Source organism: Nocardiopsis dassonvillei (genome assembly GCF_964273065.1).
Taxonomy (GTDB): Bacteria; Actinomycetota; Actinomycetes; order Streptosporangiales; family Streptosporangiaceae; genus Nocardiopsis; species Nocardiopsis dassonvillei_B.
This window is the reverse complement of record NZ_OZ186815.1, coordinates 4,477,953-4,503,625: the sequence shown is the minus strand read 5'-3', so window position 1 is coordinate 4,503,625 and position 25,673 is coordinate 4,477,953. Positions and strand designations below refer to the sequence as shown.

Genomic DNA, 25,673 nt, shown 5'->3' with positions numbered 1-25,673 from the left:
ATTGGCCTCATGGGCGATCCGATCAGTGCCGGCGACCTGTCCTCCCTGCTCGGCCGCTGGGCGGCCGGGCGCGGCCCGCTCTACTCGCTCCTGGCCGCGCGCATCCGCTCCCTGGCCGGGGAGGGGACGCTCGCGCCGGGCACGGGGCTGCCCGCCGAGCGGCCGCTGGCCGCGCACCTCAACGTGGGCCGCGGCACCGTGGTCCGCGCCTATGACCTGCTGCGCGAGGAGGGCGTACTGGTCCGCCGCCGGGGAAGCGGTACCGCCGTGGCCCCCCGCGCCGCCGCCGAACCGGGCGCGGGCGGGGTCCCGCGGTACGGCACGGCGTTCCTGGGCATGTTCGAACCGCTCCCGGGGGCCCTGGTGCTGACCTGTGCGGCCCCCGACTCCCCGCCGCCCGAACTGGGCGCGGCGTACCGGGAGGCGGTCGTGCGGCTGGCCGGGTTCTCCGACGACATCGGCTACCACCCCGCCGGGCTGCCGGAGCTCCGGGAGGCCGTCGCCGACCGGTTCACCGCGCGGGGGCTGCCCACCTCACCCGACGAGGTCCTCGTCACCACCGGCGCTCAGCAGGCGCTGGACCTGCTGGTGGGCCGCCACGTGCTGCCCGGGGACACCGTGGTCGCCGAGCGCCCCACCTACCCGGGGGCGCTGGCGCTGTTCGGCGAGGCCGCGGCCGAGGTGCGCGCGGTCGACACGGGGCCCGGGGGCGTGGACGTCCCGGCCCTGCTGGCCGCGATGGCCGACGGACCGGCCCTGACCTATCTGGTGCCCTCGTTCCACAACCCGACCGGGGCGGTCCTGGCGCCGCTGGACCGGCGGCGGATCGCCGCCGCGGCCGGGGCGCACGGGCTGCTGGTCGTCGACGACGAGACCCTGGTCGACCTGGGCTTCGAGGGGCCTCCGCCGCGGCCGCTCGCCTCCTATCCGGGAGGGGAGCGGATCGTCACGGTCGGTTCGCTGAGCAAGCTGGCCTGGGGCGGGCTGCGGGTGGGCTGGATCCGGGCCCGGCCGCCGGTGATGGACCGGCTGCGCCGCGCCAAGGCGCTCTCCGACATCGGCGGGGACGTCGCCTCCCAGCTGGCCGCCGCCTCGCTGTTGCGCGATCCCGACGCGCTGGTCCGGCGCCGCCGGGAGGAACTGCGGGCCCGCCACGACCGGCTGGCGGCCGGGCTGGACCGTGAGCTTCCGGACTGGCGGTACACGCCCGCGGCGGGCGGGCAGACGCTGTGGGTCCGCATGCCGCACGGGGACTCCGCGTCGTTCGCGCAGGTCGCGCTGCGCCGCGGGGTGGCCCTGTTGCCCGGGGCGGCGTTGTGCCCCGGGGGCGGCGGGGAGGCCTGGCTGCGCCTGCCCTTCCTCGCCCCGGAGGAGACCCTGGACGCCGCCGTGCGGCGGATCGCCGAGGCCTGGGAGCACTACCGCATCGCGGGGGGACCGCGGACCGGGCCGCCGCGCGTCATGGCCGTCTGAGGACGGGAACGGGCCGCCCGGGGGGCTCCGGGCGGCCCGTTGCGCCGCGGCGCCAGCGGTGTCAGCGCCCGTTGTAGTTGGGCGCCTCGACGGTCATCTGGATGTCGTGCGGGTGGCTCTCCCGCAGGCCCGCGCTGGTGATGCGCATGAGCTGGCCGCGCTCGCGCAGCTCGTCCAGGGTGCGGGTGCCCGCGTACCACATGGACTGGTGCAGGCCGCCGACGAGCTGGTGGGCGACCGCCTGGAGCGGGCCGCGGAAGGGCACCTGGCCCTCGATGCCCTCGGGGATGAGCTTGTCCTCGGAGGAGATGTCGGCCTGGGCGTAGCGGTCCTTGGAGAAGGAGCGGCCGCGCATGGCGCCCAGCGAGCCCATGCCGCGGTAGGCCTTGAACTGCTTGCCGTTGATGAAGATGAGCTCGCCGGGGCTCTCCTCCACCCCCGCCAGCAGGCTGCCGAGCATGACGCTGCTGGCGCCGGCGGCGATGGCCTTGGCGATCTCGCCGGAGTACTGGAGCCCGCCGTCCGCGATGAGCGGGACGTCGGCCGGGCCGCACGCCCTGGCGGCCTCCAGGATGGCGGTGAGCTGCGGGGCGCCCACTCCGGCGACGACGCGGGTGGTGCAGATGGAGCCGGGGCCCACTCCGACCTTGACGGCGTCGGCGCCCGCGTCCACGAGCAGCTGGGCGCCGGCGCGGGTGGCGACGTTGCCCGCGACGATGTCGGCCCGGGAGTTGGCCTTGAGCTTGGCGACCATGTCGGCGAGCCCGGCGGAGTGGCCGTGGGCGGTGTCCACGACGATGAAGTCCACCCCGGCCTCGACCAGGAGCCTGGCGCGCTCGGTGGCCTCCGGGCCCACACCGACGGCGGCGCCGACGACCAGGCGGCCGTCGGCGTCCTTGGTGGCGTCGGGGTACTGCTCGCTCTTGATGAAGTCCTTGACGGTGATGAGGCCGCGCAGGCGGTTCTCGGCGTCCACCAGCGGGAGCTTCTCGACCTTGTTGCGGCGCAGCAGCTGGAAGGCCTGCTCGCGGCTGACCCCGACCGGGGCGGTGACCAGGTTCTCGGTGGTCATGACGTCGCGGACCAGGCGGCCCCGGTCGCTCTCGAAGCGCATGTCGCGGTTGGTGACGATGCCCACCAGGCGGCCGGAGGCGTCGGTGACGGGGACACCGGAGATCCGGTAGTGCGAACACAGGCGCTCGACGTCGGCGAGGGTGTCCTCGGGCTTGCAGGTGACCGGGTCGGTGACCATGCCGGCCTCGGAGCGCTTGACCAGGTCCACCTGGGCGGCCTGGTCCTCGGCGGAGAGGTTGCGGTGCAGCACGCCGGCGCCGCCCTGGCGGGCCATGGCGACGGCCATGCGGGCCTCGGTCACGGTGTCCATGGCGGCGGAGAGCAGCGGGATGTTGAGGCGGATGTTGCGGGAGAGGCGGGTGGCGGTGGTCGCCTCGCCGGGCTGCATGTCGGAGTAGGCCGGCACGAGCAGCACGTCGTCGTAGGTCAACCCCGGCGGCAGCAGCTTGTCCCCGTAGTCGCCGATGTTCTCCTGACCCATGACACAACCTCCGCTGCTTCGCTCCGGCACGCCGGCCCTCCGGCGCCTCCGCGCGGTGCTCGCCCCCGCGTGTCGTCTCATCCTAGGTCGTCGCCCCGGTCCGCTCGGGGGGAACGGGGCGTTCTCCCCGCCACCGGGGCGGGAAAGTGACCAGTCTCACTGTTTGAGATGGGACCGGACGGGAGGCCGGTGGAACGGCCGCGGGCCGGAAGGACCCTGCCCAGGTCAACGCCCGCGCACGGGCGCGTTCTTCCCGGCCGCCGGGTGGCGCGCGCCATGGCGGCCGCGGGCACGGCGGGCGGAGGCGGTGTCAGTGGCGGCGGCGCGGGACGAACCGGACCGGGCCCAGGGCCCGGCAGGCCGTGTGCACGCGGGGGCGGTCGGGACAGGGGCGGCGCCCGTCGCCCGGGCGCCCGGCCCGCTCAGGGGAGGAGGCGGTTCGCCACGGCCACCTGCCGAAGCCGAGCGATAGCCCGGTGCTGGGCGACCCGTACCGCGCCCGCCGACATTCCAAGTACATGTCCCGTCTCATCCGCCGTCAGTCCTGCTATCACCCTCATGACCAGCAGTCGGCGCTGCTGTTCGGGGAGCTCGTCGAGCAGCTCCCGTGCGCGCTGGGCCTCGATGACCCGCACCGCCGCCTCCTCCGGCCCCGGCGCCTCGTCGGGCCGGTCCGGAACGGCCTCGGTGGAGACCAGCTCCACCCGGCCCGCGCCGCGCAGGGTGTCGGCCACCTTGTGGGCGGCGATGCCGAAGACGAACGAGGCGAAGGGGCGCCCCCGGTCCTGGTAGCGCGGGACCGCGGAGAGCAGGGCGATGCAGACCTCCTGCGCCACGTCGTCGGAGTAGTGCGCCAGCCCGGACACCCGGGCCAGGCGGGCACGGCAGTAGCGGACCACCATGGGCCGGACCTCGCGGAGCAGTGAGTCCATGGCGCCGTCCTCACCCCGGACCGCACGTGATCCCAGTCGGTTCAGGCCGGTGTCGCGCGAGGGATCGGGGTCCCCCGGTGTTCCTGGCCGCTGCGCGGTGGCGCCCCCCCGGGCGCTTGCATCCGTCACGCTAGTGATCATGCCCCCGTCGGCGGACCTGACCGCTCCAATCACCAACTACGGAATGGTTACGTTTTGGAAAATTCACCCGAAAACACCCCGAGGCGCGCGGCCAAACCCGAGGCGTGCGTGATAGTGCACACCTCCTGAGACCCCTGAGCATACGTGCGGGCCGGGACTTCTCCACACAGGCCGGTGGGCCGGTCCGGGAACCCCCGGGCCGGCCCACCGTCACCGTCCGCGGACGGAGGAACCCTGCCCGGCCCCTCAGTGGCCGTGGCCGTGGCCGTCGTCGTCGCCCTCGTCCTCGGGCTTGTCCGCGACCAGCACCTCGGTCGTCAGCAGCATGCCCGCGATGGAGGCGGCGTTCTGCACGGCCGAGCGGGAGACCTTGACCGGGTCGATGATGCCCTCGGCGGTCAGGTCGCCGTAGGTGCCCTTGGCGGCGTTGTAGCCGTGGCCGACCTCCTGCTCGGAGATGCGGTGGACCACCACGTAGCCCTCGGCGCCGGCGTTCTCGGCGATCCAGCGGGCGGGCTGCACCAGGGCGCGGCGCACGATGCCCACGCCGGTGGCCTCGTCGCCGGTCAGGCCCAGGTCGTCCAGGGCCGTGGAGGCGTGCACCAGGGAGGCGCCGCCACCGGCGACGATGCCCTCCTCGATGGCCGCGCGGGTCGCCGAGATGGCGTCCTCCAGGCGGTGCTTCTTCTCCTTGAGCTCGACCTCGGTGGCCGCGCCGACGCGCAGCACCGAGACGCCGCCGGCCAGCTTGGCCAGGCGCTCCTGGAGCTTCTCGCGGTCCCAGTCGGAGTCGCTGGCCTCGATCTCCTTGCGGATCTGGGAGATGCGGTCCTCGACCTCGGACTGCTCACCGCCGCCGTCCACGACGGTGGTCGTGTCCTTGGTGATGGTGACGCGGCGGGCGGTGCCCAGCACGTCGACGTCGGCGTTCTCCAGGGTCAGGCCGACCTCCTCGGCGATGACCTGGCCGCCGGTGAGGACGGCGATGTCCTGGAGCATGGCCTTGCGGCGCTCGCCGAAGCCGGGCGCCTTGACCGCGGCGACGTTCAGGGTGCCGCGGATCTTGTTGAGCACCAGGGCGCCCAGGGCGTCGCCCTCGATGTCCTCGGCGATGATCAGCAGCGGCTTCTTGTTCTGGACGATCTTCTCCAGCAGCGGCAGCAGCTCGTTGAGGTTCGAGATCTTGCCCTGGCTGATGAGGATCTGCGCGTCCTCCAGCACCGCCTCCTGGCGGTCGCCGTCGGTCACGAAGTAGGGCGAGATGTAGCCCTTGTCGAACTGGAGGCCCTCGGTGAACTCCAGGTCCAGCCCGAAGGTCGGGGACTCCTCGACGGTGATGACGCCGTCCTTGCCGACCTTGTCGAACGCCTCGGCGATCAGGTCGCCGATCTGGGCGTCCTGGGCGGAGTTGGTGGCGACGTAGGCGATGTCCGCGCGCTCCTCGACGGGGCGGGCGCGCTCCAGCAGGATCTCGGACACCCGCACGGCGGCGGCGTCGATGCCCTTCTTCAGGGACATCGGGGAGGCGCCGGCGGCGACGCTGCGCAGGCCCTCGCGGACCAGCGCCTGGGCCAGCACGGTGGCCGTGGTGGTGCCGTCGCCCGCGGCGTCGTTGGTCTTGGTGGCGACCTCCTTGACGAGCTGGGCGCCCAGGTTCTCGTAGGGGTCGTCCAGCTCGATCTCACGCGCGACGGTCACACCGTCGTTGGTGATGGTGGGGGCACCGAACTTCTTGTCGATGACGACGTTGCGGCCGCGCGGGCCCAGCGTCACCTTGACGGCGTTAGCAAGGCGGTCGACGCCCCGCTCGAGGGCGCGGCGGGCGTCGTCCTCGAACTCCAGGATCTTCGGCATTCCGGTTCTTCCTTGGTAGACCTGGCCAAAAGCGAGCATCCCGCCCGCCCGGCGAGATGCCGACCGGTGCGGGATGCGGAAACTGTTCCGTACCCGTGTGAACGGGCCGCGTCGAGGACTACTTCTCGACGACCGCGAGGAGGTCGCGGGCGGAGAGCACCAGGTACTCCTCGCCGTCGTACTTGACCTCGGTGCCGCCGTACTTGCTGTAGAGGACGACGTCGCCGACCTTCACGTCCAGCGGGATGCGCTTGTCACCCTCGTCGTCCCAGCGGCCCGGGCCCACGGCGAGGACCTCGCCCTCCTGGGGCTTCTCCTTGGCGGTGTCCGGGATGACCAGGCCGGAGGCGGTGGTCTGCTCGGCCTCCAGGGCCTTGACCACGACGCGGTCCTCGAGCGGCTTCAGCACGGTCTTGGTGGCGGTCGACACTGTGTGACCTCCCCCTTCAGGTTTTCGGTGTCCAGTACTCCGATCCGCGCACGGGAATGGCGCGGACCGGCTGCGAAAAAGGGGCGACCGCGGCGGCCTGTCGTCGCGGGTGCCAGACCGGCCTCGTCGCGATTAGCACTCTACCCCCGAGAGTGCCAGAATGGAAATGTGGCCGTGACCCCTGGTCAGTGACGTCGCCGGACCCGGACCCGAGCGGGCCGGCACCACCGTGTGAAGGAGTTCCATGCGCGTGTCCGCGTTCGAGGCCCTGCTGACCGGAGCGGGCCGGGACGTCCTGGCTTCGGTGGACGCCGAAGCGGCCTCCCGGGACGCGCTGACGGCGGCCTCCCGGTTGCGCGAGGACCCGCGGGTGGCCGCCCTCGACCCCGACCTACCCGTTTCAGAGCTGGTGAACGCGGTCCTCACCCAGATTTCACTGCGTGTTCGCGGACGGGCGAAGTTCGGTCCCCGGGCCGACCGGATGTTCTTCACCCCCGACGGGCTGGAGCAGTCCACCCGCGGGTCGGTCGCGGCGTACCGGGCCGAGCGGATCGCGGCCCGGGCGGGCACCGCGGCGCAGGCGGGCCCGGCGGGCGACCTGTGCTGCGGGATCGGCGCGGACCTGCTGGCGCTGGCCGCCCGGGGCGTGCCGGTGGAGGGCGTGGACCTGGACCCGGCGACCGTGGCGGTGGCCCGGGCCAACATCGAGGCGCTGGGCCTGGCGGACACCGCCCGGGTGCGGCGGGGGGACGTCACCGAGGTCGCCCCGGGCGAGTACCCGCTGCTGGTGTGCGACCCCGCCCGGCGCGGCGGGCGCGGCCGGGTCTTCGACCCCGCCGCCTACTCCCCGCCCTGGGACGTGGCGGTGGCGCTGGCCGAGGGCGCCGGGGCCGCGTGCCTGAAGGCCGCCCCCGGCATCCCGCACGAGGCGCTGCCCCCGACCGCGGACACCGAGTGGATCTCGGTGGACGGGGAGCTGAAGGAGGCGGCCCTGTGGTTCGGCGCCCTGGCGGGCGGGCCGCGCCGCCGGGCGACGGCGCTGTCCGAGCGGGACGGCTCGCGGACCCACCTGGACGAGGACCCCGGCCTGGGCCCGGCGCCGGTGGCGGCGGCCCGCCGGTACCTGTACGACCCGGACCCCGCGGTGGTGCGCTCGCACCTGGTGGCCGAGGCGGCGGCCCGGGTGGACGGGGCGCTGCTGGACGAGCGGATCGCCTACTTCACCGCGGAAACGGCGGTGCGCTCCCCGCTGTGGCGGGTGCTGGAGGTGGAGGAGGTGCTGCCCTTCTCCCTCAAGCGGGTCAGGGCCGCACTGCGCGGGCGCGGGGTGGGGACCGTGACGGTGATGAAGCGGGGGTCGGCGGTGGACACCGAGAAGCTGCGCCGCGACCTGCGGGCCTCCGGCCCGGGGACGGCGACGGTCGTGCTCACCCGGATCGGGGAGCGGCCCTTCGCCCTGTTGTGCCGCGAGCTGCCCGCCGCGGGACGCTAGGGCCGGAGCGGCGGGACGGCCCCCCGGGCCTGACCAGGGGCGATGGGCCGGAGCACCGGAGACGGCCCGGTCACCCAGAGTAGGAACCGAAGTATCGGATCGTTATCTCACGGGCCGATATCTTTCCTCATCCCCTGGGGAGCGGGCGCTCCGGGTCGTTAGACTGGCTCCGCGATTCCCTCCCTTCTCATGGGTCCACCCGGAAGGCCGTGCGTGAGTGATCCGCAACGCGGTTCGGTCGGCACTGCGCCTTTGCCTCGTGTGTATACGCACAGTCACACTCTGATCACATTGGGGCATGAACACCTGCGGGACCGCCGCCCGCCCGGGGACCATCGAGAACCCGACCTGCCCGGAACACCCACCGTCCATTCCCCCGGGCCAGGTGTCGGGAGCGCCAGAGAGAACAAGGAGCACCTCGGTGGAACAGAGCAATCACAACTTCCTCAACGGAGGAGGTCAGGCCGGGATCTCCGACCGCATGCGCGACCTGCTCTCCCAGGCGGCCCACGAGCACGACTCCGAGCAGAAGTCGCAGGGTGCGGTCACCGAGGAGATGCGCCAGCGCCTGGAGGGCATGGAGTGGCTCCTGCGTGAGCTGCGCGAGCGCGAGCTCGCCTCCCTCGCCGAGTCGATCACCGCGGTCGACGGCCGGATCGACGACTTCCTGGCCCGGCCCCCGGAATGGGCCGAGACCCTGGCCGAGCACATCGAGGTCGTCGGCCGCCAGGTCAAGCCGCTGTCGGACATGCCGTCCCTGCGCGCGGACACCCACCGCATCGCCGGGCACCTGGACACCGCGCTCACCCGCCTCCAGCGCATGTCGGAGACCGGGAACCGGACCGCCGAGCAGGTCGGCGAGCTGGGCGAGCGGCTGGCCTCGCTCTCGGAGGCCTTCGAGTCCCGGCTGGACGCCCTCGACGGGGCCCTGTCCGCGCTCAGCAGCAGGACCGAGGCCGTGGAGGCGTCGCTCACCGCGCTCGCCGAGACCTCCGGCACCCGGCACACCGAGCTCGCCGAGGCTCTGGCCGAGAGCCGCACCGCCCTCACCGAGGCCGTTTCGGGCGCCCGCGAGGAACTGTCCGGCGCCCTGGGCGAGGCCCGCACCGCGCTCAGCGAGCAGGCCGACACCAAGGCCGCGGAGCTGAACGAGGCCGTCACCGCCGCCCGCACGGAGCTGGCCGAGGCCGTCACCGAAGGCCGCACCGCCCTCACCGAGGCCCTGGGCGAGGCCCGCACCGACCTGGGCGAGCGCACCGACGGACTGCGCACCGCGCTCACCGAGCACACCGACGCCAGGGCCGCCGAGCTGGCCGAGGCCGTCACCGGGGCGCGCACCGCGCTCAGCGAGCAGGCCGACACCAGGGCCGCGGAACTGGCCGAGGCCGTCACCGCCGCCCGCACGGAGCTGGCCGAGGCCGTCACCGAAGGCCGCACCGCCCTCACCGAGGCCCTGGGCGAGGCCCGCACCGCGCTCAGCGGGCAGGCCGACACCAGGGCCGCGGAGCTGAACGAGGCCGTCACCGCCGCCCGCACGGAGCTGTCCACCGCGCTGGAGGAGAAGCACGAGGCCCTGCTGGCCCGCCTCCAGGAGAACACCGGTGAGCTGAACGGCGAGCTGTCCGCCCTGGCCGCCGCCGCGGGCGAGCGGCACGACTCCCTGGTCGAGCGGCACGAGGCGCTGGCCGCCAGGGTCTCCGACGGCGTCACCCAGCTGACCACCCTGGTCGAGGAGAACCACGCCGAGGCCACCGCCGCCGTCGCCGACGCCACCGGCGCCGTCGCCTCCCTGCGCAAGGACCACGAGACCTCGCTGCTGGACCTGCGCACCCACCTGCGCCAGCGCCTGTCCGAGTTCGACGAGCAGCTGGAGCTGGGCCGCACCGAGGCCCGCGAGCGCGCCGAGGCGTCCGCCGAGCGCATGGACGCGTCCTTCACCGAGCGCACCGACGCCCTCGCCTCCCGGATCACCGAGGACGCGGAGCGGGTCGCCGCTGGGTTCGAGGAGCTGCGCACGTTCGTGGCGGAGAGCTCCGCGCGCCTGGCCACCGACGCCGAGGACCGGTCCCGGACCCTCACCGAGGCGCTGACGGAGCAGGTCGAGACGCACCGCACCGCCCTGGACGAGCGCCTGGAGCGCCAGCGCGAGGCCCTCACCACCAAGGTGGACGGCCACCTCGCCCAGATCACCGGCAAGGTCGACCACGAGCTGGGCCGCCTCACCGACCGCTTCGACACCTTCGAGGGGCACTTCGAGGGCCAGTTCGAGGGCCTCGAGGGCAAGATCGACCGGATCGACGGACGGATGGACGGCATCAACGGCCGCCTGGACGGCATCGACGGGCGGGTCAACGGGGTCGAGGGCCAGTTCGAGGGCGTCAGCGGGCACTTCGACGGGGTCGACGGCCGGCTGGAGGCCGTGGACGACAGGCTGGAGGCGCTCAACCAGCGCCTCAACCAGCTCCCGCAGACCATGGAGGTCAGCGAGCTGCACCGCCGCCTGACCGAGCTGGTGGAGCGCCCCCAGATCGACCACGGCGACAAGCTCGACGAGATCGACGAGCACGTCACCTCGGCGGTCGCCCCGGTGCTGCGCGAGCTGAAGCAGCGCCCGGACCGGCACGAGCTGGAGGAGACGGTCACCGAGGCGGTCGAGAACTCCCACGACGACATCACCAAGCGCTTCTCCTCCCTGGAGGAGACGGTGCTGGCCCTGGCGGAGGCCCTGCTGCGGCCGGGCCGCGAGGGCGGCGGCTCGGTCGGGGCCGGCGGCTCCAAGCGCAAGCGCCGCCGGGACGACGAGGACGACGACGAGTAGACCGCGTCCGCGGGATCGCGATGGGGGCGGGGCGCCGGCGGTGCCCCGCCCCTTCGCGTTCCCGGCGGTGGAGCGGGTCCGGGGCCCGCGCCGCACCCGAGGACGGAGGGGACGGCGCGTCCTCCGGCCGTGTCCGGGGCCCGGGCGGCGGTCCTGCGCCCCTGGCGGCGCCGGGGCCCGGCCCGGGAGCGGTGCCCGCCGACGGGGTCCGCGCCGCGGTGTTCACACGGCGGGGAGCGGCACCCGGCGGAGAGCGCGGGCCGCGGGCCGGCCTCCCCCGCGTCCAGGCCCCCGGGGCGCGCCCGCGCCCCCGACCGTCTCCGAGACGGGAAAGCGGGGCCTTGCGCAGGGCCGGGACCGCGCCCCGCCCTCCCCCGCGGCCGGAACCCGCCGACCCGCCCCTCAGGCCCGGAGCATGTCCAGGTAGTGCGCGTTGTACATGACCCCGAGGACGTTGCCGAAGGGGTCGACCACCGACGCCGTCACGAAGCCCTCGCCCCGCACGGTGACCGGCTCGTACTCCTTCGCCCCCAGCTCCACCAGCCGGGCCAGCGCCGCCTCCGCGTCGTCCACGTGCCAGTAGACGACCGCGCCGCCGGGGCCGGTGTGGCCGGCGGGCGGCGCGTAGCGGCGGTCGGCGATGCCCAGCTCGTGCTGGTGGTCCCCGATCCGGAACTCCACGTACCCGGGCGGCAGGCCGTTGCCGGGCCGCTCGAAGTAGGGGTCGGTGCCCAGCACCCCGGCGTACCAGCGGGCCGCCTCGGCGACGTCGTCGGCCCAGAGGGTGACGGTGGTGAGTCCTCGCAGCATGGTGGTCCCCTTCGTTCCCCGCGCGGTCCGCGGTTCCTGCCCGTGGGGAAGACGCTAGGGGGAGTGGAGGACGGGTTCCGTCCTCCACTCCCCGCGATCCGGGAACGGGCTCAGACCGTGAAGACGACCTTGCCGAACAGCTCGCCGTCGGCCATCGCCCGGAACCCCTCGGCCGCCCGGTCCAGCGGCAGCACCCGGTCGACGACCGGCCGCACCCCCGTGCGGGCGCACATCTCCGTCAGGTTCGCCAGCTCGTCCCTGGTCCCCATCGTGGAGCCGATGACCCGCAGCTGGAGGAAGAACACCCGGGTCAGCTCGGCGGGAGGCGCGTCGCCGCTGGTGGCGCCGCAGACGACGATGGCGCCGCCGGGCTTGAGGGCACGCACCGAGTGCGCCCAGGTGGCCTGGCCCACCGACTCGAACACCGCGTCCACCCGCTCGGGCAGCCGCTCCCCGGTCGGCACCGCCGCGTAGGCGCCCAGGTCCAGGGCCTTCTTGCGCTTGGCCTCGTCCCGGCTGGTCACGTACACCCGGTGCCCGGCCTGCGCGGCGAGCCTGACCAGCGCGACGGAGACGCCGCCGCCCGCGCCCTGCACGAGGATCGTCGACCCGGGGCGCAGGTCGATCTTGCCGAACAGCATGCTGTAGGCGGTCAGCCATGCCGTGGGCAGGCAGGCGGCCTCCTCGAAGGACAGCTCCGGTGGCTTGGGCAGCAGGTTGGCCCGGGGCACGAGCACCTGCTCGGCGAAGGTGCCGTCGTACTTCTCGGACAGGATCGTGGGACGGCCCGCGCCGTCCTCGACGACGCCGTGGACGATGACCTCGTTGCCGTCCTCGTCGACCCCGGCCGCGTCGCAGCCCAGGATCATCGGAAGGCGCTCGGCGGGCAGGCCCACCCCGCGCAGGCTCCACAGGTCGTGGTGGTTGAGGGAGGCGGCCCTGACCCGGACCGCCGCCCACCCGTCACGGGGCTCGGGCTCGGGGCGCTCACCGGCCTCCAGGGCGGACAGGGGGTCGTCGAAGGAGGAGCGTGCTGCTGTGATCGCGAACATGTCCGTAGTCGACCACATCCACCGAACCGAGTTCTAGCCCGCCGGGGGACGTGTTCCGCGAGCGGGGCGGCCGCACGTCGGCGGCCGGGGACCGCGCACCGGTGGCCGGATGCGGACAGCGCCGCTGGGTGGCCCTCGGAATCGGCGCAGATGGGACGCGGTACCTCCGAGAGGGCCTGGAGAACCGGGCATTTCAGCCGCTTGCGGCGATCCCGCGTTCACGTTTTGCTGTCGAAGGCCCCCGGCACCCCACTCGTCACCCGGCACCGCGCCGGGTGGAAGGAGCCCCCATGTCCGGTTTCCGCAAGAGCACGGTCGTCGCCCTGCTCGCCACCGTCTTCTTCTCCATGGGCACCGGCGCGGCCCTGGCCGCCCTCCGGGAGGTCTCCGCGGGCGGCGGCACCTGGCGCTACGGCACCCAGAACGGCACCGCGCACTCGCAGTACCTGCACAACACCTCCTGTCACACGGCGACCGTCGCCCGCCGGGGAACCTCGGACAAGGACACCGACAGGGCTCCCGCCCGTGTCTGGGCGTTCGCCTCCCTCCAGGACACCTCGCGCCATATCGAGGAGGCCTTCTACAACAAGTGCTGATGACCCCACCGCCCTGATCCCCCACACACGGGGGCCGCAGCAGCGGCCCCTTCCGCTGAGAGGTCCCGTGCACCGCATCCTCGCCTTCGTCCACGCCACGGCGATCGTCATGGCGATGGTCCTGGGATTCCTCACCATGGCCGCCATGCACAGGTACAACGACTTCGGACCGATCCATTACCTGAGTATCGATGGCAACGAGGGCGGTGCGGACTCGGAAGAGGTCGTCGCCGCACTGACCGCGCTGTCCGAAGAGCACGCGATCTCCGTCATGGCCACCCGTGCCGCCCCCCGCGACCTCGAAGGGGGGATGGAACTGTACGTGCTCTCCTCCTCTCCGGGGAGCGCCATGCACTCCTGGGCGGAGGACGGCTACCCGAACTTCACCCCCGTACCGCGGCTCCGGGTCCACGCCCTGGCAGAGCTGGACGAGGACGACCCGCGCGGGTCCTACTGGGTCGAGGGCACAGCGGCCGACGCGGAACTGGTCCTGGAAACCCTGGGGTCCATCGGCCTGGTCGGCACGATCGACCTGTCCCCGCCGGCCCTGACCCTGTATCCGGCCACCGTCACCTTCAACGACGCACTCGGCACCATGCTGCTGTTGACCCTGACCTGCGTGGTCGTCACCGCAGGTGCCGGAGTCCTGCTCAACGCCCGGACCTACGGCGTCAAAAGGCTGCACGGCCACTCCTACACCCGTATCCTCGCCGCCGACCTGCGCGGGTTCTCCCGGCTCTGGGGAACCCTGGCGCCCGCGGGCACGGCCGTGTTCGCCGCCTTCCTCTGGTGGTACAACGATTTCGCCCGTGTGGGGGAACTGGCAGCGGTGACCACCGTGCTCGCATGCCTGCTCCTGGTCACGGCGCTGGGCTCCCACGCCGCCGCCCTCGCCCTCCTGCACCTCACCCCCGTGCCCACCGCGACCAAGGGGCGGCTGCCCGTGCGCAGCGTCGCGGTGTCGGTGTACGCGGTACGGATCGCGTCGGTGGCGCTGGTCCTGTCCGCGGCGGCCGCCACCCTCACCTACGGGGAGCGGGTGGCCGAGCACCGGGCCGGACTCCACACCCTGACCGGCACCGAGGACATGGGGGCGCCCCGTATCGGAGGCGGCGCAGGCATGGAGGAGTCGTTCGAAGCCTACGAGACCATCGTCGACCCCTGGATCGTGGAGGCCGAGGCACGCGGCGAAGTGATCATGGTCGAGCAGCAACTCGCGGAGGCCGTACTGGCGCCCGGGGTCCGCGCCACCGGATTCGACGTGCTGTCGGTCAACGAGACCTATCTCGCGCACGCGGGGGTCGACGTGGGCGAGGATGTGCTGTCCGAACCCGGGGTGCGCATCCTGGTGCCGGAATCCCTGACCGGGTACTCCGATCTCCTGGTGGAGGGCGTGCGGAACAACGTCGAGTACTTCGCGGCCGAGGGACACCGCGGCGGCCCGGTCACCGTCCTCACCTACCCGGACGGGCGCGCGTTCCCCACCTACGCCACGACCTCGGACCTGACCTGGAGCATCCGGCCGGTCCTCAGCGACCCGGTGGTCATCGTCCACCCCCTGGGGTACTACGGAGGCGGGACGTATTCCATCATCGCCTCCAGCGGCGGCATCATCTTCCTCGACGGGGACGCGGCCGCCCGGGACGCCTCCGAGGCACCCCTGTCGTCCTACCTGGTCGCGGTGGAGTCCATCCCCGAGCGGGCGGCGCTGGACCACGGCCGCTGGCTGGGGGACCTGCGGATGAGCGTGTTCAACCTGGCGGCGTCGGCCGCGGTGCTGGTCCTGACCTCCGTCGCCGCCTGCCTGGTGTACACCCGGGCGCGGGCGCAGCACATCTTCGCCCGGCACATCTCGGGGTGGTCGTTCGCTGCGACGCACCGGGGGTTCCTGCTGGTGGAGGCGGGGCTGGTGGCGCTGTTCACCGGCTACGCGGCCAAGGGGCTGTGGGACGCCCTGGCGGGGTTCCGGGTCATCGAGCTGGGGGTGTTCGAGCCGGACGTGCTACGGGCCCAGACGCAGTTCGCGCTGTCCGTGGCGACCGGTGTCGCGGTACCGGCCGTCGTGCTGGCGGTACTGGCGTACTTCCATCACCGGATCGTCCGGGAAGGCGCCTCCCAGGCCTGACCGAGGGTTCTGGAACACAAGGAGAGGAACCGCCTGGATGGCGACGACGACCCACTGCGAGCTGCGCGGCGTGTGCAAGGAGTACGGCGGCCGGGCCGTGCTCGACGGCTTCGACCTCGCGGTCGGGGCCGGGGAGATGGTGGCGGTCACGGGGGCGAGCGGTTCGGGCAAGTCCACGGTGCTCAACCTGATGGGCCTGCTGGAGGCCCCGGACGGCGGCGAGGTCCGACTGCTGGGCGAGCGCGCGCCGCGGCCGCGCAGCCGGGGAGCGAAGAAGTACCTGCGCTCGCACCTGGGGTACCTGTTCCAGAACTTCGCGCTGATCGAGAGCGCGACGGTGCGGGAGAACCTGGAGGTGGCGCTCGCCTACGCACCGCGTGTCGGGGCGGCCGGCTCGAAGAGGGAGCGGATGGCCGAGGCCCTGGAGCACGTGGGGCTGGCGGGAACGGAGGAGCGGAAGGTGTTCTCCCTGTCGGGGGGCGAGCAGCAGCGGGTGGCCATCGCCCGGCTGATGCTCAAGCCCTGCGAGGTGGTGCTCGCGGACGAGCCGACGGGGTCGCTGGACGCCGACAACCGGGATGTGGTGCTCGACCTGCTGCGCGGGATGAACGAGGCGGGCAGGACGATCGTCATCGCCACCCACGACCGCGCGGTGGTGGAGGCCTGCGGGCGCGAGGTGGGCCTGGCCCACACCGGCCTGTGACCGGGCGCTCCCTCGTCGCCCACCGCGCCTCCGCCGCGGCCTCTCCCGAACGGAGGCCGCCCCCGGCAGGCCTTCCCCCGGCCCGGGGTTCCGCGCCGCCCTCCCGGGTCATCGAAGCCCCGCCCCACCGCCAGGGCGCGTACCTCACCGGCGTCCGGAGCGTGAGGACGCCCTCCCACGAGCCTTCCGAGCCCCGCCACCGACCGCTTCTGCGAGGTGCCCCCGTGGTCCGAAACCCGTCCTTCCGCTCCCTGTCGACGGCCGCTGCCGCAGGCACGGCCATGGCCGTGCTCCTCGCTACCGGCTGCGGGACCCGGGGCACCGGCACGGTGTCGGGGACGGTCACCGACACCTCCGGAGCACCGATCGCGGGCTGCGGGATGGTCCCGGAGGTGACCTCCCACCCGGCCCCGGCCATGACGGAGATGGGATACACCACCTCCGAAGACGGCGGCTACACCATCCCCCTGCCAGCCGCCACGTACACCCTGACGGCCTACTGCTTCGACGGCCGGGAGGGTGCGGACGGCACGCGCTCCGTCAGGGACCTGGCCGTCCGGGAGGGCGGGGAGCTGGTCGTCGACTTCGAGTTCCCGCAGGTCCCGGAATCCGACCCGCACACACCGGTGTCACCGTCCGGGAGGGGGAGCCCGCCGGGGACGGGATCCCCGCATCCTCCCACCCTGATCCCGGGGATACCGCCGCAGCGGACCCCTCCCTCGGCGTCCACCGCTCCCGACGACCCCTCGGGGTCCTGACCCCCACCGCGCCCGCGTCCGGCGGGAGGCACCACCGGCGGACCTGCGGTGGACCTCAGGTGAGGTCGACCGTGCGCCCCATGTCACCGGCGGCGCCGCGTTCCTAGCGTTGAGCGTATGACCGAACCCCCTCGAAACAGGCTCCGCCGACAGGCGGAGACCCCCTCCCGCCGGGCCCTGCCCCTCCGCGAGATCCTCGTCTTCGTCGCCGTCGCGTACGCCCTGGCGTGGGCGGTGCACGCCCCGCTCCTCATCGGTGGGACCGGGCCGGCCGATCCCGCCTACGGACTCGCCGCCACCGTCTACATGTTCACGCCCGCCCTGGCCGCGGTCGCCGTCACCCTGTTCGTGTGGCGGCCGTCCGGGTTCGCGCGCGCCCTGGGCCTGGCCGCCCGGGGCTCGTGGCGCCGGGCCGGCGGGTACTCGCTGCTCGCGTTCGCGCTGATGCCGCTGCTCGGTTTCGCGGCCGCCCTGGCCGCGGGCCTGGTCGGAGCCGTCCGGCTGGACCTGGTGGACTTCTCCGGCCTGCGCGGGGTCCTTCCGGACTTCGTCCCGGACCTGGCCGCGACGATGCCCGCCACCGGGTTCCCGTGGACCGCCTTCCTGGCGGCGCTGGGGATGGTCCTGCTGGCGTCCGTGCCCGCCCTGGTGCTCGCCTTCGGGGAGGAGCTGGGCTGGCGCGGCTACCTGCTGCCCCGGCTCCTGCCGCTGGGGGTGTGGCCCGCGCTCGCGGTGAGCGGGGTGGTGTGGGGGCTGTGGCACGGGCCCCAGCTGCTCATCCAGTACCTGCACGGCGGGTTCGACGCCGCACAGGTCGCCCTGTTCCTGGTCTTCTGCGTGGTCGCGGGCGTGGTCATCGGCTGGTTCCGGCTGGCCTCGGGGTCGGTGTGGCCCGCCGTGCTCGCGCACGGGGCGAACAACGCGCTGAACACGATCGGCTTCGTGGCACTGGCGGACGCCGGGACGCCCACGGACGACCTGCTGTACCCGGGCGGCCTGGGCGGCCTCGTGGGCCTGGGCGTCCTGGTCGCCGTCGCGGCGGTGCTCGCCCTCACCGGGCGGATCCGGGTGCGGGACTTCGACCGCCCCCGCGCCGTCTCCGGCGGACCGCAGGAGCCCCTGAGCGCCTGACCGGTGTCCCCCGATCGGGCCTCCCCCGTTCCCTCGAACCGGGGAGGGCCCGCCGTGCCGTCGCCGTGGCCACCGCCGGTCAGCGGCGGGCGTCGAGCCAGGGGCTGGGCAGCGCACCGCCGTTGCGGAGGTGGTTGTGGAGGGTGTCGAAGGCGCGGTCCGCGTGGCACAGGACGGCCGCGGTGTCGGCGTCGGGGTCGGCGGCGTCGCGGAGGAGGGAGGAGAGGCGGTCGAAGAGTTCGTCGGCCCGCTCCCGCTGGGCGCGGGTGGCGGGACGGTCGGTGCGCGCTGCGGTGGAGGTGCGCGGAGAGGTCATCGCGGGGTCCTTGCCTTTCTTCTTGCGGGTGCTGGAGACGCGTCGGGGCAGCGGCCCCGGAAGGCGATCGGCGGCCGGGGCCGGGCGGGTGCGGGGTGCGGTGAGCCGTGCGAGGTCGGCCCAGGTGAGAGCGCGGCGGCCGAGGAGTTCGGCGACGAGGTCGCGGGCCAGGGTGTACTCGGTGCCCTCCGGGGCGATGGGGATGGTGACGCGGGGGTCGCCCGGCATCGTCCGCCACCAGTGGTGGTCGGAGTAGCGGATGTCCACCCGACGCCCCGCGTACTCGGCCCGCACAGATCCCGGCAGGTCGCCGTCCGTCGCGGCGATCCCCCGCCGCCGCAACGCCGAGTGCAACGCCATGACCGCCGTTTCCTGCGCAGAAGGTGATGTGTCGTTACCGCTTGCATCCATGACTCCAGGGTTCGGGAAGACCTGGAGATTACACAGGGTTCAACATGTTTCCTGGATTCCCCGGGCAGCCGTGCAAGCAGGAAGCTAATCTCCGGTATATGGCGGCACAGGACTTTGCGCAGACCCTCACTCGCTACCGTGAAATTGCAGGGCTGACGCAATATCAGCTTGCATCCAAGGCCCGAACCTCGGCCTCCTCGGTCTGCCGCTGGGAGGGTGGGGTCGTGCTCCCGAAGCGCCGGAACGCAGAGCTGCTGGACAGCGCCCTCGACGCCCAAGGGAAGCTGTTCGCAGTGTGGCGGAACGCAGCGGGCGGAAAGGCGGTGCCCGAGTGGGGTGCGGACGTGGCCGAACTGGAGGGCACAGGGATCAGCGTCGAGTGGATCTGTCCGCTACCGGCGGTTCCGGGCATCCTCCAATCGCCGAAGTACGCACAGATCGTGTTCACCGAGGCACAACCGTTCCTCCCCGCCAAGGAGATCGACCGGCTCACCGCACTGCGCTGCGGACGGTTGGAACAGGTCCCGGACCTCCAGATCACTGCGGTCTTCCCCGTGTCCGCCCTCACGACCTTCCCCGAGGAAGCGCGTAAGGAGCAGGCAGCCCACCTGCTGAGGCTGCTGGACTCGGGGCGCGTGCGAGTGCTGATCATTCCGGAAGGGACGATCTTGGTAGGACTGCCTTCCCCACTTCTGGTGTTCCGGCTACGGGACGGCTCCATCGTCGCGAGCAGCGATCACGCGAACGGCAATATCGTGTACCGCGAGGGCGAGGGGCTTGAACGCCTCACGGAACTGGCCAAGCGGTTCATGCAATCCGCGCTCCCCGCCCGGGAATCCCGCAAGGTCTTGGAGGAACTACTTTGAGCGACTGGCACAAGTCCAGCTACAGCAGCACCAGCGGTCAGTGTGTCGAGGCACGCGAGGGCTCCCATGGCGCGGACGTCCGCGACACCCAGAACCGGGTGGCCGGACACCTCACCTTCGACCCCACCGAGTGGTCCGCCCTCCTCGCCGGAGTCCGCACCGACCGCTGACCCCGCCCACACCCGCCCCCGCGAAAGCGGGGGCTTTTTCATGCCCGAGTGACCGAAAAACACCTTTGGAGCCATAAGCCAGAAAAATTCCCAGACGGCATCCTACCTGCACGAACACCATCCGATAAAGTTTTCTGACATTACTCGCCCGTAGCTGCCCCTATCGTCTTTCCCATCGCATAATCTCTGCTCGACAACCGAACACAGTGACCCCGCGGCGCTTAGCTAGCGCCCGGGGTCGTGGCCAGCATCAAACCCTTAACCCAAGGAATGCCAGCGTGAGCCAGTTTAGCGCTGCGCTTTTGAGCCATGCCCTGCGCATGCTCCAAGCGCTCCTCTCCCCTTCCCGGGGCCGCCACTCCCGGACCCCCCTCCTCGGGCTCCGCCGCAGGTCGGCGCGGGTGCGCCGGTACGCCGCGAATCCCGGACCGGCCCGACGCCCCACCCTCCGACTCCCCGACGAGCGCCCCCGACCGCGGCCCCTGGCCACGGCGGCCGAAGTCTTCGCGGCCGAGGACGTCGCCCTGGTCCGGCCCTACTACACCGCGCACGAGCGCTCCCTCGCCGGCAGCGACGAGGACCGCGTGCAGGCCGACGCCCGTGCCCGACTGGCCCGCTGGACCAAAGAACCTCCCCCACCTCCTGCTCCCGTGCGTGTTCCGGCACCGCGCCCGATGCCCGCCGGGGACCTGCTCGCACCCACCGCACCCACCGCACCCACCGCACCCACCGCACCCACCGCACCCACCGCACCCGGGTCGACATCCGTGCCCGGCCCGTTGGTGCCCCCGGACCTGGCCGATCTGCAAAAGGCGGTCCGGACCTGGGTGGCACAGCAGCGCCGCCGTGAGCACACCGCGGGGGTGGGGGCATGAGGGGGGTGTGTGCCTGGCCTCCCCGCCGCTACACCGGGGCCGTCTCGGAGCCGGCCCGGATGCGCGCCGACCTGGCCGCGGACCTGGACGGGTTCGCCCCGGACACGGTGGATGCGGTGGTGCTGTGCGGCAGCGAGCTCTTCACCAACTGCGTCAGGTACACCGCCTCGGGGCGTGCGGGCGGGCAGGTGATCCGGACGCTGTGGGCGATCGGGGGCCGGGTGTGCGTCGGCTTCACCGACGACGGCGACTCCGGCGGCCGTATCCCGCAGATCCCCCGCACCCGGACGGTGCAGGAGTGGGCGCTGGCCGAGGGCGGGCGCGGTCTGCTGCTGATCGAAGCCACCGCCACCGTGTGGGGGCACGCGCCGGTGTGCGAGTGCTGCGACCTGGGCCGCCACACCTGGGCCGCGTTCGCCCTCCCCGACACCGGATGAGTCCTCCGGGCCGCGGGCACCCGCCCGCGGCCCCTCCCCCTCCCCCTTGAGTCCGCAACGAGTGATGAGAAGAGGTTCGATGCCAGGCGAAGAGCATGAGATCCCCCTGAAGATCTTTCGGAACGCACCCGAGCTGGTGGTGCCCCTGCTGGAGGGTGTGGGTTTCGAGCTGCCGGAGTTCACCGAGGTCACGCATACCTCGGCCGAGTGCACCGACAGCAGACCCCGGGTCTACAACGCCGACGGCGCCTACGTGTTGCGCAACGGCACCGAGAAGGTCCTGGCGGTGGTGGTGGAGCGCCGGCACAAGCGGGAGGAGGACAAGTTCTGGACCTGGCCGGTGTACCACGCGACGGTGCGTTCCCAGGTGGGCTGTCCGACGGTACTGCTCGTCCTGTGCCCCACCGATGCGCTGGCCCACTACTACACGGGGCCCATCGCCACGGGGTATCCCGGGGACCGGATGACACCGGTGGTGCTGGGGCCGGGTCGCACACCTTTGGTGGTGGACCCGTTGCAGGCACGGGTGCTACCGGAGTTGGCGGTGCTGTCGGCCAAGGCGCACGGGGATGCCGATCACCGGGCCCTGGACGCGGTGATGGCCGCTCTGGATGTCGTGACCTCGGATGACCGCGCGTTCTACTATGACTATGTGCTGGCCGGGCGGTCGACCGCCGCCCGGAAATACTTGGAGGACTTGATGTCTGTGGAGACCTACGAGTGGCAGAGCGACTTCGCCCGTAAGTACGTCGGCATCGGCCGCGAAGAGGGCATGGAGAAGGGTGTCGCTGCCAGCGTGATCCTCTTCTTGGAGGAGCGGGGGCTGGTGGTCTCCGCGGACGTTCGCGCTCGGATCGAGTCCTGTGACGATCTGGACACCCTGAACTCCTGGGTGCGCAGGGCCGTCCGCGTCGACCGCGCCGAGGACCTCTTCGACTGACGTCACAGCCACCCGAGGACCCTGGTCCGGCCTTCGGGAACCCGACCCACCGGGCGCCCCCTCGCTGAGCGGGGGGCGCTCCGCCGTCGGCGGCGGCCGCGGCCGCGTGCGGCGCCGGCGCCGTGTGCGGCCCGGGGAGGGTCCCCGGGCCGCACACGGATCACAGGGCCGTCTGGCCGTAGGGCACCAGCCGGACCGGACCGAGCAGCCCGTACTCCTGGCGGCGCACCCCGCCGTAGACCTCGGGCCGGAAGACCCGCATCCGGTTGATGAGGGTCGTGGCGACCTCCACCTCGATGGTGTTCTCCCCGGCACGCAGCCACGGGCCGACGTCGACCGAGGTGGTCAGCCGGTCGCAGGGCGGCAGGGCGGTGCCGTTGACCGTCACGCGGAACGTGTCGCTCACCCGGCCGAGGTCGAGATGGGCGCCGTGACCGCCCGTCCACCCCTCGCCCAGTTCCACCGTGGTCGTGTACCGGCCGATGCCGGAGACGTCGGCCAGGCCGTCGATCTCCGTCCACGGCGCGAGCCCGGTCAGGGAGAGGTCGTGGGACCGCACCTCGGTCTCGGTGGCCGAACCGCCCGGCCGCCAGTCCTCCACCTCCAGCTCCCAGGCGGTGAGCTCCAGCTCCGGGCCGACCCGGTCGACGGTGCTCCGCACCGTCGAGCCGTCGGCGTAGGTCGTCGTGCAGGTGCCCGGCTCGGACATCCGGACCACGGCGGCCCCGTCGACCACGCGCACGGCGTCGGCTTCCGTGGACGACAGCCTCAGCTTCCTCAGCCGCCCCGGGGGCACCCGGTCCCCCGCGGCCCCCAGCTGGGCGCCCCAGGTCGGGCGGGCCAGGGCGATGACCGCGGAGGCCCCCGGGGCCAGTCGCACCGGAACGGTGACCGTGCCCTCCCCGGCGCGGTGCAGCGGCAGCGGCTCGATGCGGCCGGTCCACAGGTCCAGGGAGAACGGGTATGCCTCGTCGACCGTGGTGGAGAGGGTGACCTCGTGGTCCACGGCCGCCGTGTCGGATCCGTTGGTGAAGTAGTACAGCTCCATGTCCTCGCCCCGGCGGCGGGCGTGCAGCAGGGGCGACGCCTCGGCGTAGGACACGTCGGGCCGGGCGTCCAGGGCGGACAGGCCCGCGGGGATCTCCTCGCGGGTCCCGACCCGGTGGACGGTGGGCTCGGCGAGCAGGTCGGCCACGACCCCGGCCAGTTCCGCGGCCCCGTCCTGGTCGATACCGGGCTGCTGCGGTGCGCTCCAGTCGCCGACCACCAGGATCTTCAGGCCGTCGCGGGCGTATCCGAGCAGGCGCCGCGCCGTCTCCGTCGGGAGGGTGGGCACCCTGCCGTTGAAGGCGTCGCCCTCGAACACCAGCAGGCTGTAGCCGGGGCCGTCCGGTGCCAGCCGCCCGTCCGCCACCTTCGGGTCGGTGATCTCCAGCAGGCGGGGGCCCGCGAACTGGTGGGTCCACCCCTGGCGGACCCCGACGGAGCTGAAGTGGGCGGCTCCGAAGCCCGAGCCCGCGTAGCCCTTCTGCCGCAGGAAGACGACGTCCGCCTTGGACGTGCCCCACTGGAGCACGTACTGGGCGCGGGCGAAGAACCCGGCGATGTCGGGGACGTGCTGCCAGGTCGGGTGGCGCGGCCCCCAGGACTCGCTGTACCCCACCCCGGTGCCGCCGTAGGGGGTGAAGGCGGCGAAGCCCGGCCACTGCGCCCCGGGGGCGTCGGCGTAGGAGAACCCGTGCAGGACGGCCAGGTTGACGCCCGCGGAGTACTCCCGGGAGATGGTCCGCACCGTCTGCTCCCACGTGGTGCTGTAGGAGCCGCCGTAGACCGCGCCGGCCTCGCTGGAGAGGATCTTCTTCCCCGCCAGGTCCCGGCCGCCGGCCAGGGAGCGGAAGTCGTCGAGGTTCTTGAACCCGAGCGACTCGCCCTCGGCGATGTCGACCAGGGCCGTCTTGGCCAGGGCGTCGGTCTGGAGACCGTAGGGCTGGATGCGGTAGGTCATGCCCAGGCCGTGCGCCCAGTCCCGCAGCGGGAGGACGTGGTGGTCGATGTACGCCTGGCCGAGCAGGTCGTTGAAGTCGTCCAGGGCCCGGCGGTCGGTGTCGGGGTCGAAGGTGAAGACCTTCCTCTCGTCCACGCGCACCAGGACGGGCAGGTAGGGCAGGACGTCGTAGCCGTGGTGGTCCCGGAAGGACTCGGGCAGACCGTGGGTCCACAGGGTGGCCTCGGTCTCCATCTCGATGGAGTCCTCGAAGATCGATCCGCCCGCGGGGCCCGCCAGGAGCTCGCGCACCCGGTCGGTGAGGATGTTCTCCTCCCAGAAGTCGGTGACCGCCCGGGCGCCCGCCGCGCCGAAGTGGTCGACCACGTAGGAGACCGGCTCGGTGTGCGGACCGCCCTCCGGGCGCTGCCCGGAGCCGCGCTCCCAGTAGGCCAGGAGGACCCAGGTGGAGCCGTCTCCGTCGCCGGGGGCGGTCCAGGACAGCTCCTCCCCCTCCACGTCGCCGGTGAGGTCGACCAGGGTGTCGGGGACGAGCGCGCACACCCTGTCCTGGGGGGTGGCGCCGTCCGCCAGGCGCACGGCCTGCACGGCGACCAGGGTCCGCTCCGTCACCCCGGCGGCGGGTTCGACGACCGGTTCCGGCAGTGCCCCGCCGACGCTCTCCCCCGAGGCGAGGAAGTGCCTGCCGTGGGCGAGTTCGCGGGCGGCGGCCGTGTCCTGGGGGGTGACGGTGGGGACGGCGGCGGGCCAGGACGGGCCGATGGTGATGTCCATCGCCACGCCGCGCCGCTCCGCCCGGGCGAGCGCGGTCTCCAGGGCCGCGCGCCAGGCGTCGGTTCCCCAGCCGTGGCCCCCGGGGTCCAGGTGCTCGGTGGAGCTGTGGTGGACGTCGGCGATCTCCATGCCGCCGAATCCGGCGTCGGCGATCTGGTCGACCTCCCGCTCGATCTCGCGGAGGTCGACCAGGCCGTGCGGCCACCACCAGCGGAACCGGGCCCGCGCGGCGGCGGCCGGGTCGACGAACGCGTCCGCGAACGCCCTGCGGGCGGGGGCCGCGGGGAGTGCGGCGGCCGCGGCCGCCGGGGACGCCGGAAGGCCGAAGGCGGCGACCGCGCCCGCGGCGGCGCCCAGGCCGAGGAAGGACCGGCGGGCGACGCCGTCCGGTCGCCGGTCGGGGGCTGCCGGGTCACGCATGGGGGCTCCTTTCCGCGCCGCGGGGGCGGCGTGGGCTCGGGGGTGGGGAGGATGCGCGCGCAGTGGTGGGGAACCACCTATTAAAACGTTTCACAGAAACTACCAAGACCGGTGTGATCCAGGCAATACCCCCACCGGCACCATCGGCCACTCAAGGCACAAGAAACCTGCCATCTGGGTGGACACTCCAGCGCCGGAGAGCATCCGCGGCCCCCAGAGATTCGAACGTTTCACAGAAACCCCCTCCCACCCGCCCCCACCCGGCTCGTACGGAAAGGCGAAGGGGCCCCGGAGCGGTGCTCCGGGGCCCCTGACGGGGTCGGGTCGGCTGGTCGGCGGGAACCCCGCCGACGGGAGGGCGTCCGCCGCCGCGGCCCGGCGGACCCCCTCCTCCGCCTTCGCGCTCCGGCCCCGAAGAACCGGGGGAGGACCCGCCTCCCCGGGAACGGGCCACCGGTGGGACGGCACCGGGCACCACCGCGGCGACGGCGCTCCCCCATGCCGAAGCGTCCACGAAGGCCGCGGACCGCGGCTGCTGTCGGCACGCACCCCCTTCCCGCGGGCGGCCCCGCCCGTCCCGGAGGTCCGT

21 protein-coding genes are annotated in these 25,673 nt (G+C 73.1%); 13 read left to right on the top strand and 8 right to left on the bottom strand.

What is annotated here, in order from left to right:
- Window positions 1-9: 9 nt before the first annotated feature.
- Window positions 10-1,473 carry a PLP-dependent aminotransferase family protein gene (locus ACSUPR_RS20200; protein WP_436886266.1) on the top strand — a complete coding sequence of 488 codons (1,464 nt, stop codon included), beginning with the start codon at window positions 10-12 and terminating at the stop codon, window positions 1,471-1,473.
- 61 nt (window positions 1,474-1,534) lie between these two features.
- Here the strand turns inward: ACSUPR_RS20200 and guaB are convergent, their stop codons facing one another.
- The 4 genes from guaB to groES form a co-directional block, all read right to left on the bottom strand.
- Window positions 1,535-3,028 (bottom strand): IMP dehydrogenase, encoded by a 1,494-nt coding sequence (gene guaB / locus ACSUPR_RS20195; RefSeq protein WP_436886265.1) that lies wholly within the window; start codon window positions 3,026-3,028, stop codon window positions 1,535-1,537.
- 422 nt (window positions 3,029-3,450) lie between these two features.
- A complete protein-coding gene (locus ACSUPR_RS20190; protein ID WP_436892069.1) occupies window positions 3,451-4,005 on the bottom strand; it encodes a sigma-70 family RNA polymerase sigma factor in 555 nt (184 codons plus the stop codon).
- 342 nt (window positions 4,006-4,347) lie between these two features.
- Window positions 4,348-5,955, bottom strand: a complete 1,608-nt coding sequence (groL, locus tag ACSUPR_RS20185; RefSeq protein ID WP_436886264.1) for a chaperonin GroEL — start codon at window positions 5,953-5,955, stop codon at window positions 4,348-4,350.
- A 118-nt stretch (window positions 5,956-6,073) separates the two neighbouring features.
- Entirely contained in the window at window positions 6,074-6,385 is a 312-nt protein-coding gene (gene groES, locus ACSUPR_RS20180; RefSeq protein ID WP_436886263.1) for a co-chaperone GroES, read from the bottom strand.
- 244 nt (window positions 6,386-6,629) lie between these two features.
- Between groES and ACSUPR_RS20175 the strand changes: the two genes are divergently transcribed.
- Window positions 6,630-7,877, top strand: a complete 1,248-nt coding sequence (locus tag ACSUPR_RS20175; RefSeq protein WP_436886262.1) for a THUMP-like domain-containing protein — start codon at window positions 6,630-6,632, stop codon at window positions 7,875-7,877.
- A gap of 421 nt (window positions 7,878-8,298) precedes the next feature.
- Window positions 8,299-10,695 carry a hypothetical protein gene (locus ACSUPR_RS20170; RefSeq protein WP_436886261.1) on the top strand — a complete coding sequence of 799 codons (2,397 nt, stop codon included), beginning with the start codon at window positions 8,299-8,301 and terminating at the stop codon, window positions 10,693-10,695.
- A 402-nt stretch (window positions 10,696-11,097) separates the two neighbouring features.
- Here ACSUPR_RS20170 and ACSUPR_RS20165 read toward each other — a convergent pair whose 3' ends face one another.
- Both ACSUPR_RS20165 and ACSUPR_RS20160 read right to left on the bottom strand, forming a co-directional pair.
- Window positions 11,098-11,505 carry a VOC family protein gene (locus ACSUPR_RS20165; RefSeq protein WP_436886260.1) on the bottom strand — a complete coding sequence of 136 codons (408 nt, stop codon included), beginning with the start codon at window positions 11,503-11,505 and terminating at the stop codon, window positions 11,098-11,100.
- Window positions 11,506-11,615: 110 nt separating this feature from the next.
- Window positions 11,616-12,557 carry a zinc-binding dehydrogenase gene (locus ACSUPR_RS20160; RefSeq protein ID WP_436886259.1) on the bottom strand — a complete coding sequence of 314 codons (942 nt, stop codon included), beginning with the start codon at window positions 12,555-12,557 and terminating at the stop codon, window positions 11,616-11,618.
- Between the two features lie 290 nt (window positions 12,558-12,847).
- Here ACSUPR_RS20160 and ACSUPR_RS20155 point away from each other — a divergent pair, with 290 nt between their 5' ends.
- The 5 genes from ACSUPR_RS20155 to ACSUPR_RS20135 all read left to right on the top strand — a co-directional run bounded on the left by ACSUPR_RS20155 (window position 12,848) and on the right by ACSUPR_RS20135 (window position 17,870).
- On the top strand, window positions 12,848-13,153 hold the full coding sequence (locus tag ACSUPR_RS20155) for a lactococcin 972 family bacteriocin (protein WP_436886258.1): 306 nt from the start codon (window positions 12,848-12,850) through the stop codon (window positions 13,151-13,153).
- 67 nt (window positions 13,154-13,220) lie between these two features.
- The gene (locus ACSUPR_RS20150) at window positions 13,221-15,278 is read left to right on the top strand and encodes a hypothetical protein (RefSeq protein WP_436886257.1); all 2,058 of its coding nucleotides are present in this window, start codon (window positions 13,221-13,223) and stop codon (window positions 15,276-15,278) included.
- A 37-nt stretch (window positions 15,279-15,315) separates the two neighbouring features.
- Entirely contained in the window at window positions 15,316-15,981 is a 666-nt protein-coding gene (locus tag ACSUPR_RS20145) for an ABC transporter ATP-binding protein (RefSeq protein WP_436886256.1), read from the top strand.
- Window positions 15,982-16,205: 224 nt separating this feature from the next.
- Window positions 16,206-16,739: a carboxypeptidase-like regulatory domain-containing protein gene (locus ACSUPR_RS20140; RefSeq protein ID WP_436886255.1), complete on the top strand. Its 534-nt coding sequence runs from the start codon at window positions 16,206-16,208 to the stop codon at window positions 16,737-16,739.
- 117 nt (window positions 16,740-16,856) lie between these two features.
- Entirely contained in the window at window positions 16,857-17,870 is a 1,014-nt protein-coding gene (locus ACSUPR_RS20135; protein ID WP_436886254.1) for a CPBP family intramembrane glutamic endopeptidase, read from the top strand.
- A 79-nt stretch (window positions 17,871-17,949) separates the two neighbouring features.
- Here ACSUPR_RS20135 and ACSUPR_RS20130 read toward each other — a convergent pair whose 3' ends face one another.
- A complete protein-coding gene (locus tag ACSUPR_RS20130) occupies window positions 17,950-18,546 on the bottom strand; it encodes a hypothetical protein (protein WP_436886253.1) in 597 nt (198 codons plus the stop codon).
- 149 nt (window positions 18,547-18,695) lie between these two features.
- Here ACSUPR_RS20130 and ACSUPR_RS20125 point away from each other — a divergent pair, with 149 nt between their 5' ends.
- From ACSUPR_RS20125 to ACSUPR_RS20105, 5 genes are all read left to right on the top strand, one after another.
- Window positions 18,696-19,463 (top strand): Scr1 family TA system antitoxin-like transcriptional regulator, encoded by a 768-nt coding sequence (locus tag ACSUPR_RS20125; RefSeq protein ID WP_436886252.1) that lies wholly within the window; start codon window positions 18,696-18,698, stop codon window positions 19,461-19,463.
- On the top strand, window positions 19,460-19,633 hold the full coding sequence (locus ACSUPR_RS20120) for a DUF397 domain-containing protein (RefSeq protein ID WP_436886251.1): 174 nt from the start codon (window positions 19,460-19,462) through the stop codon (window positions 19,631-19,633). The genes ACSUPR_RS20125 and ACSUPR_RS20120 overlap by 4 nt, the downstream gene beginning before the upstream one ends.
- A gap of 278 nt (window positions 19,634-19,911) precedes the next feature.
- Window positions 19,912-20,508 carry a hypothetical protein gene (locus tag ACSUPR_RS20115; protein WP_436886250.1) on the top strand — a complete coding sequence of 199 codons (597 nt, stop codon included), beginning with the start codon at window positions 19,912-19,914 and terminating at the stop codon, window positions 20,506-20,508.
- The gene (locus ACSUPR_RS20110; protein WP_436886249.1) at window positions 20,505-20,945 is read left to right on the top strand and encodes an ATP-binding protein; all 441 of its coding nucleotides are present in this window, start codon (window positions 20,505-20,507) and stop codon (window positions 20,943-20,945) included. The genes ACSUPR_RS20115 and ACSUPR_RS20110 overlap by 4 nt, the downstream gene beginning before the upstream one ends.
- Window positions 20,946-21,024: 79 nt before the next feature.
- Window positions 21,025-21,885: a hypothetical protein gene (locus ACSUPR_RS20105; protein WP_436886248.1), complete on the top strand. Its 861-nt coding sequence runs from the start codon at window positions 21,025-21,027 to the stop codon at window positions 21,883-21,885.
- 160 nt (window positions 21,886-22,045) lie between these two features.
- Here the strand turns inward: ACSUPR_RS20105 and ACSUPR_RS20100 are convergent, their stop codons facing one another.
- A complete protein-coding gene (locus ACSUPR_RS20100) occupies window positions 22,046-25,084 on the bottom strand; it encodes a glycosyl hydrolase (RefSeq protein ID WP_436886247.1) in 3,039 nt (1,012 codons plus the stop codon).
- Between the last annotated feature and the right edge of the window lie 589 nt (window positions 25,085-25,673).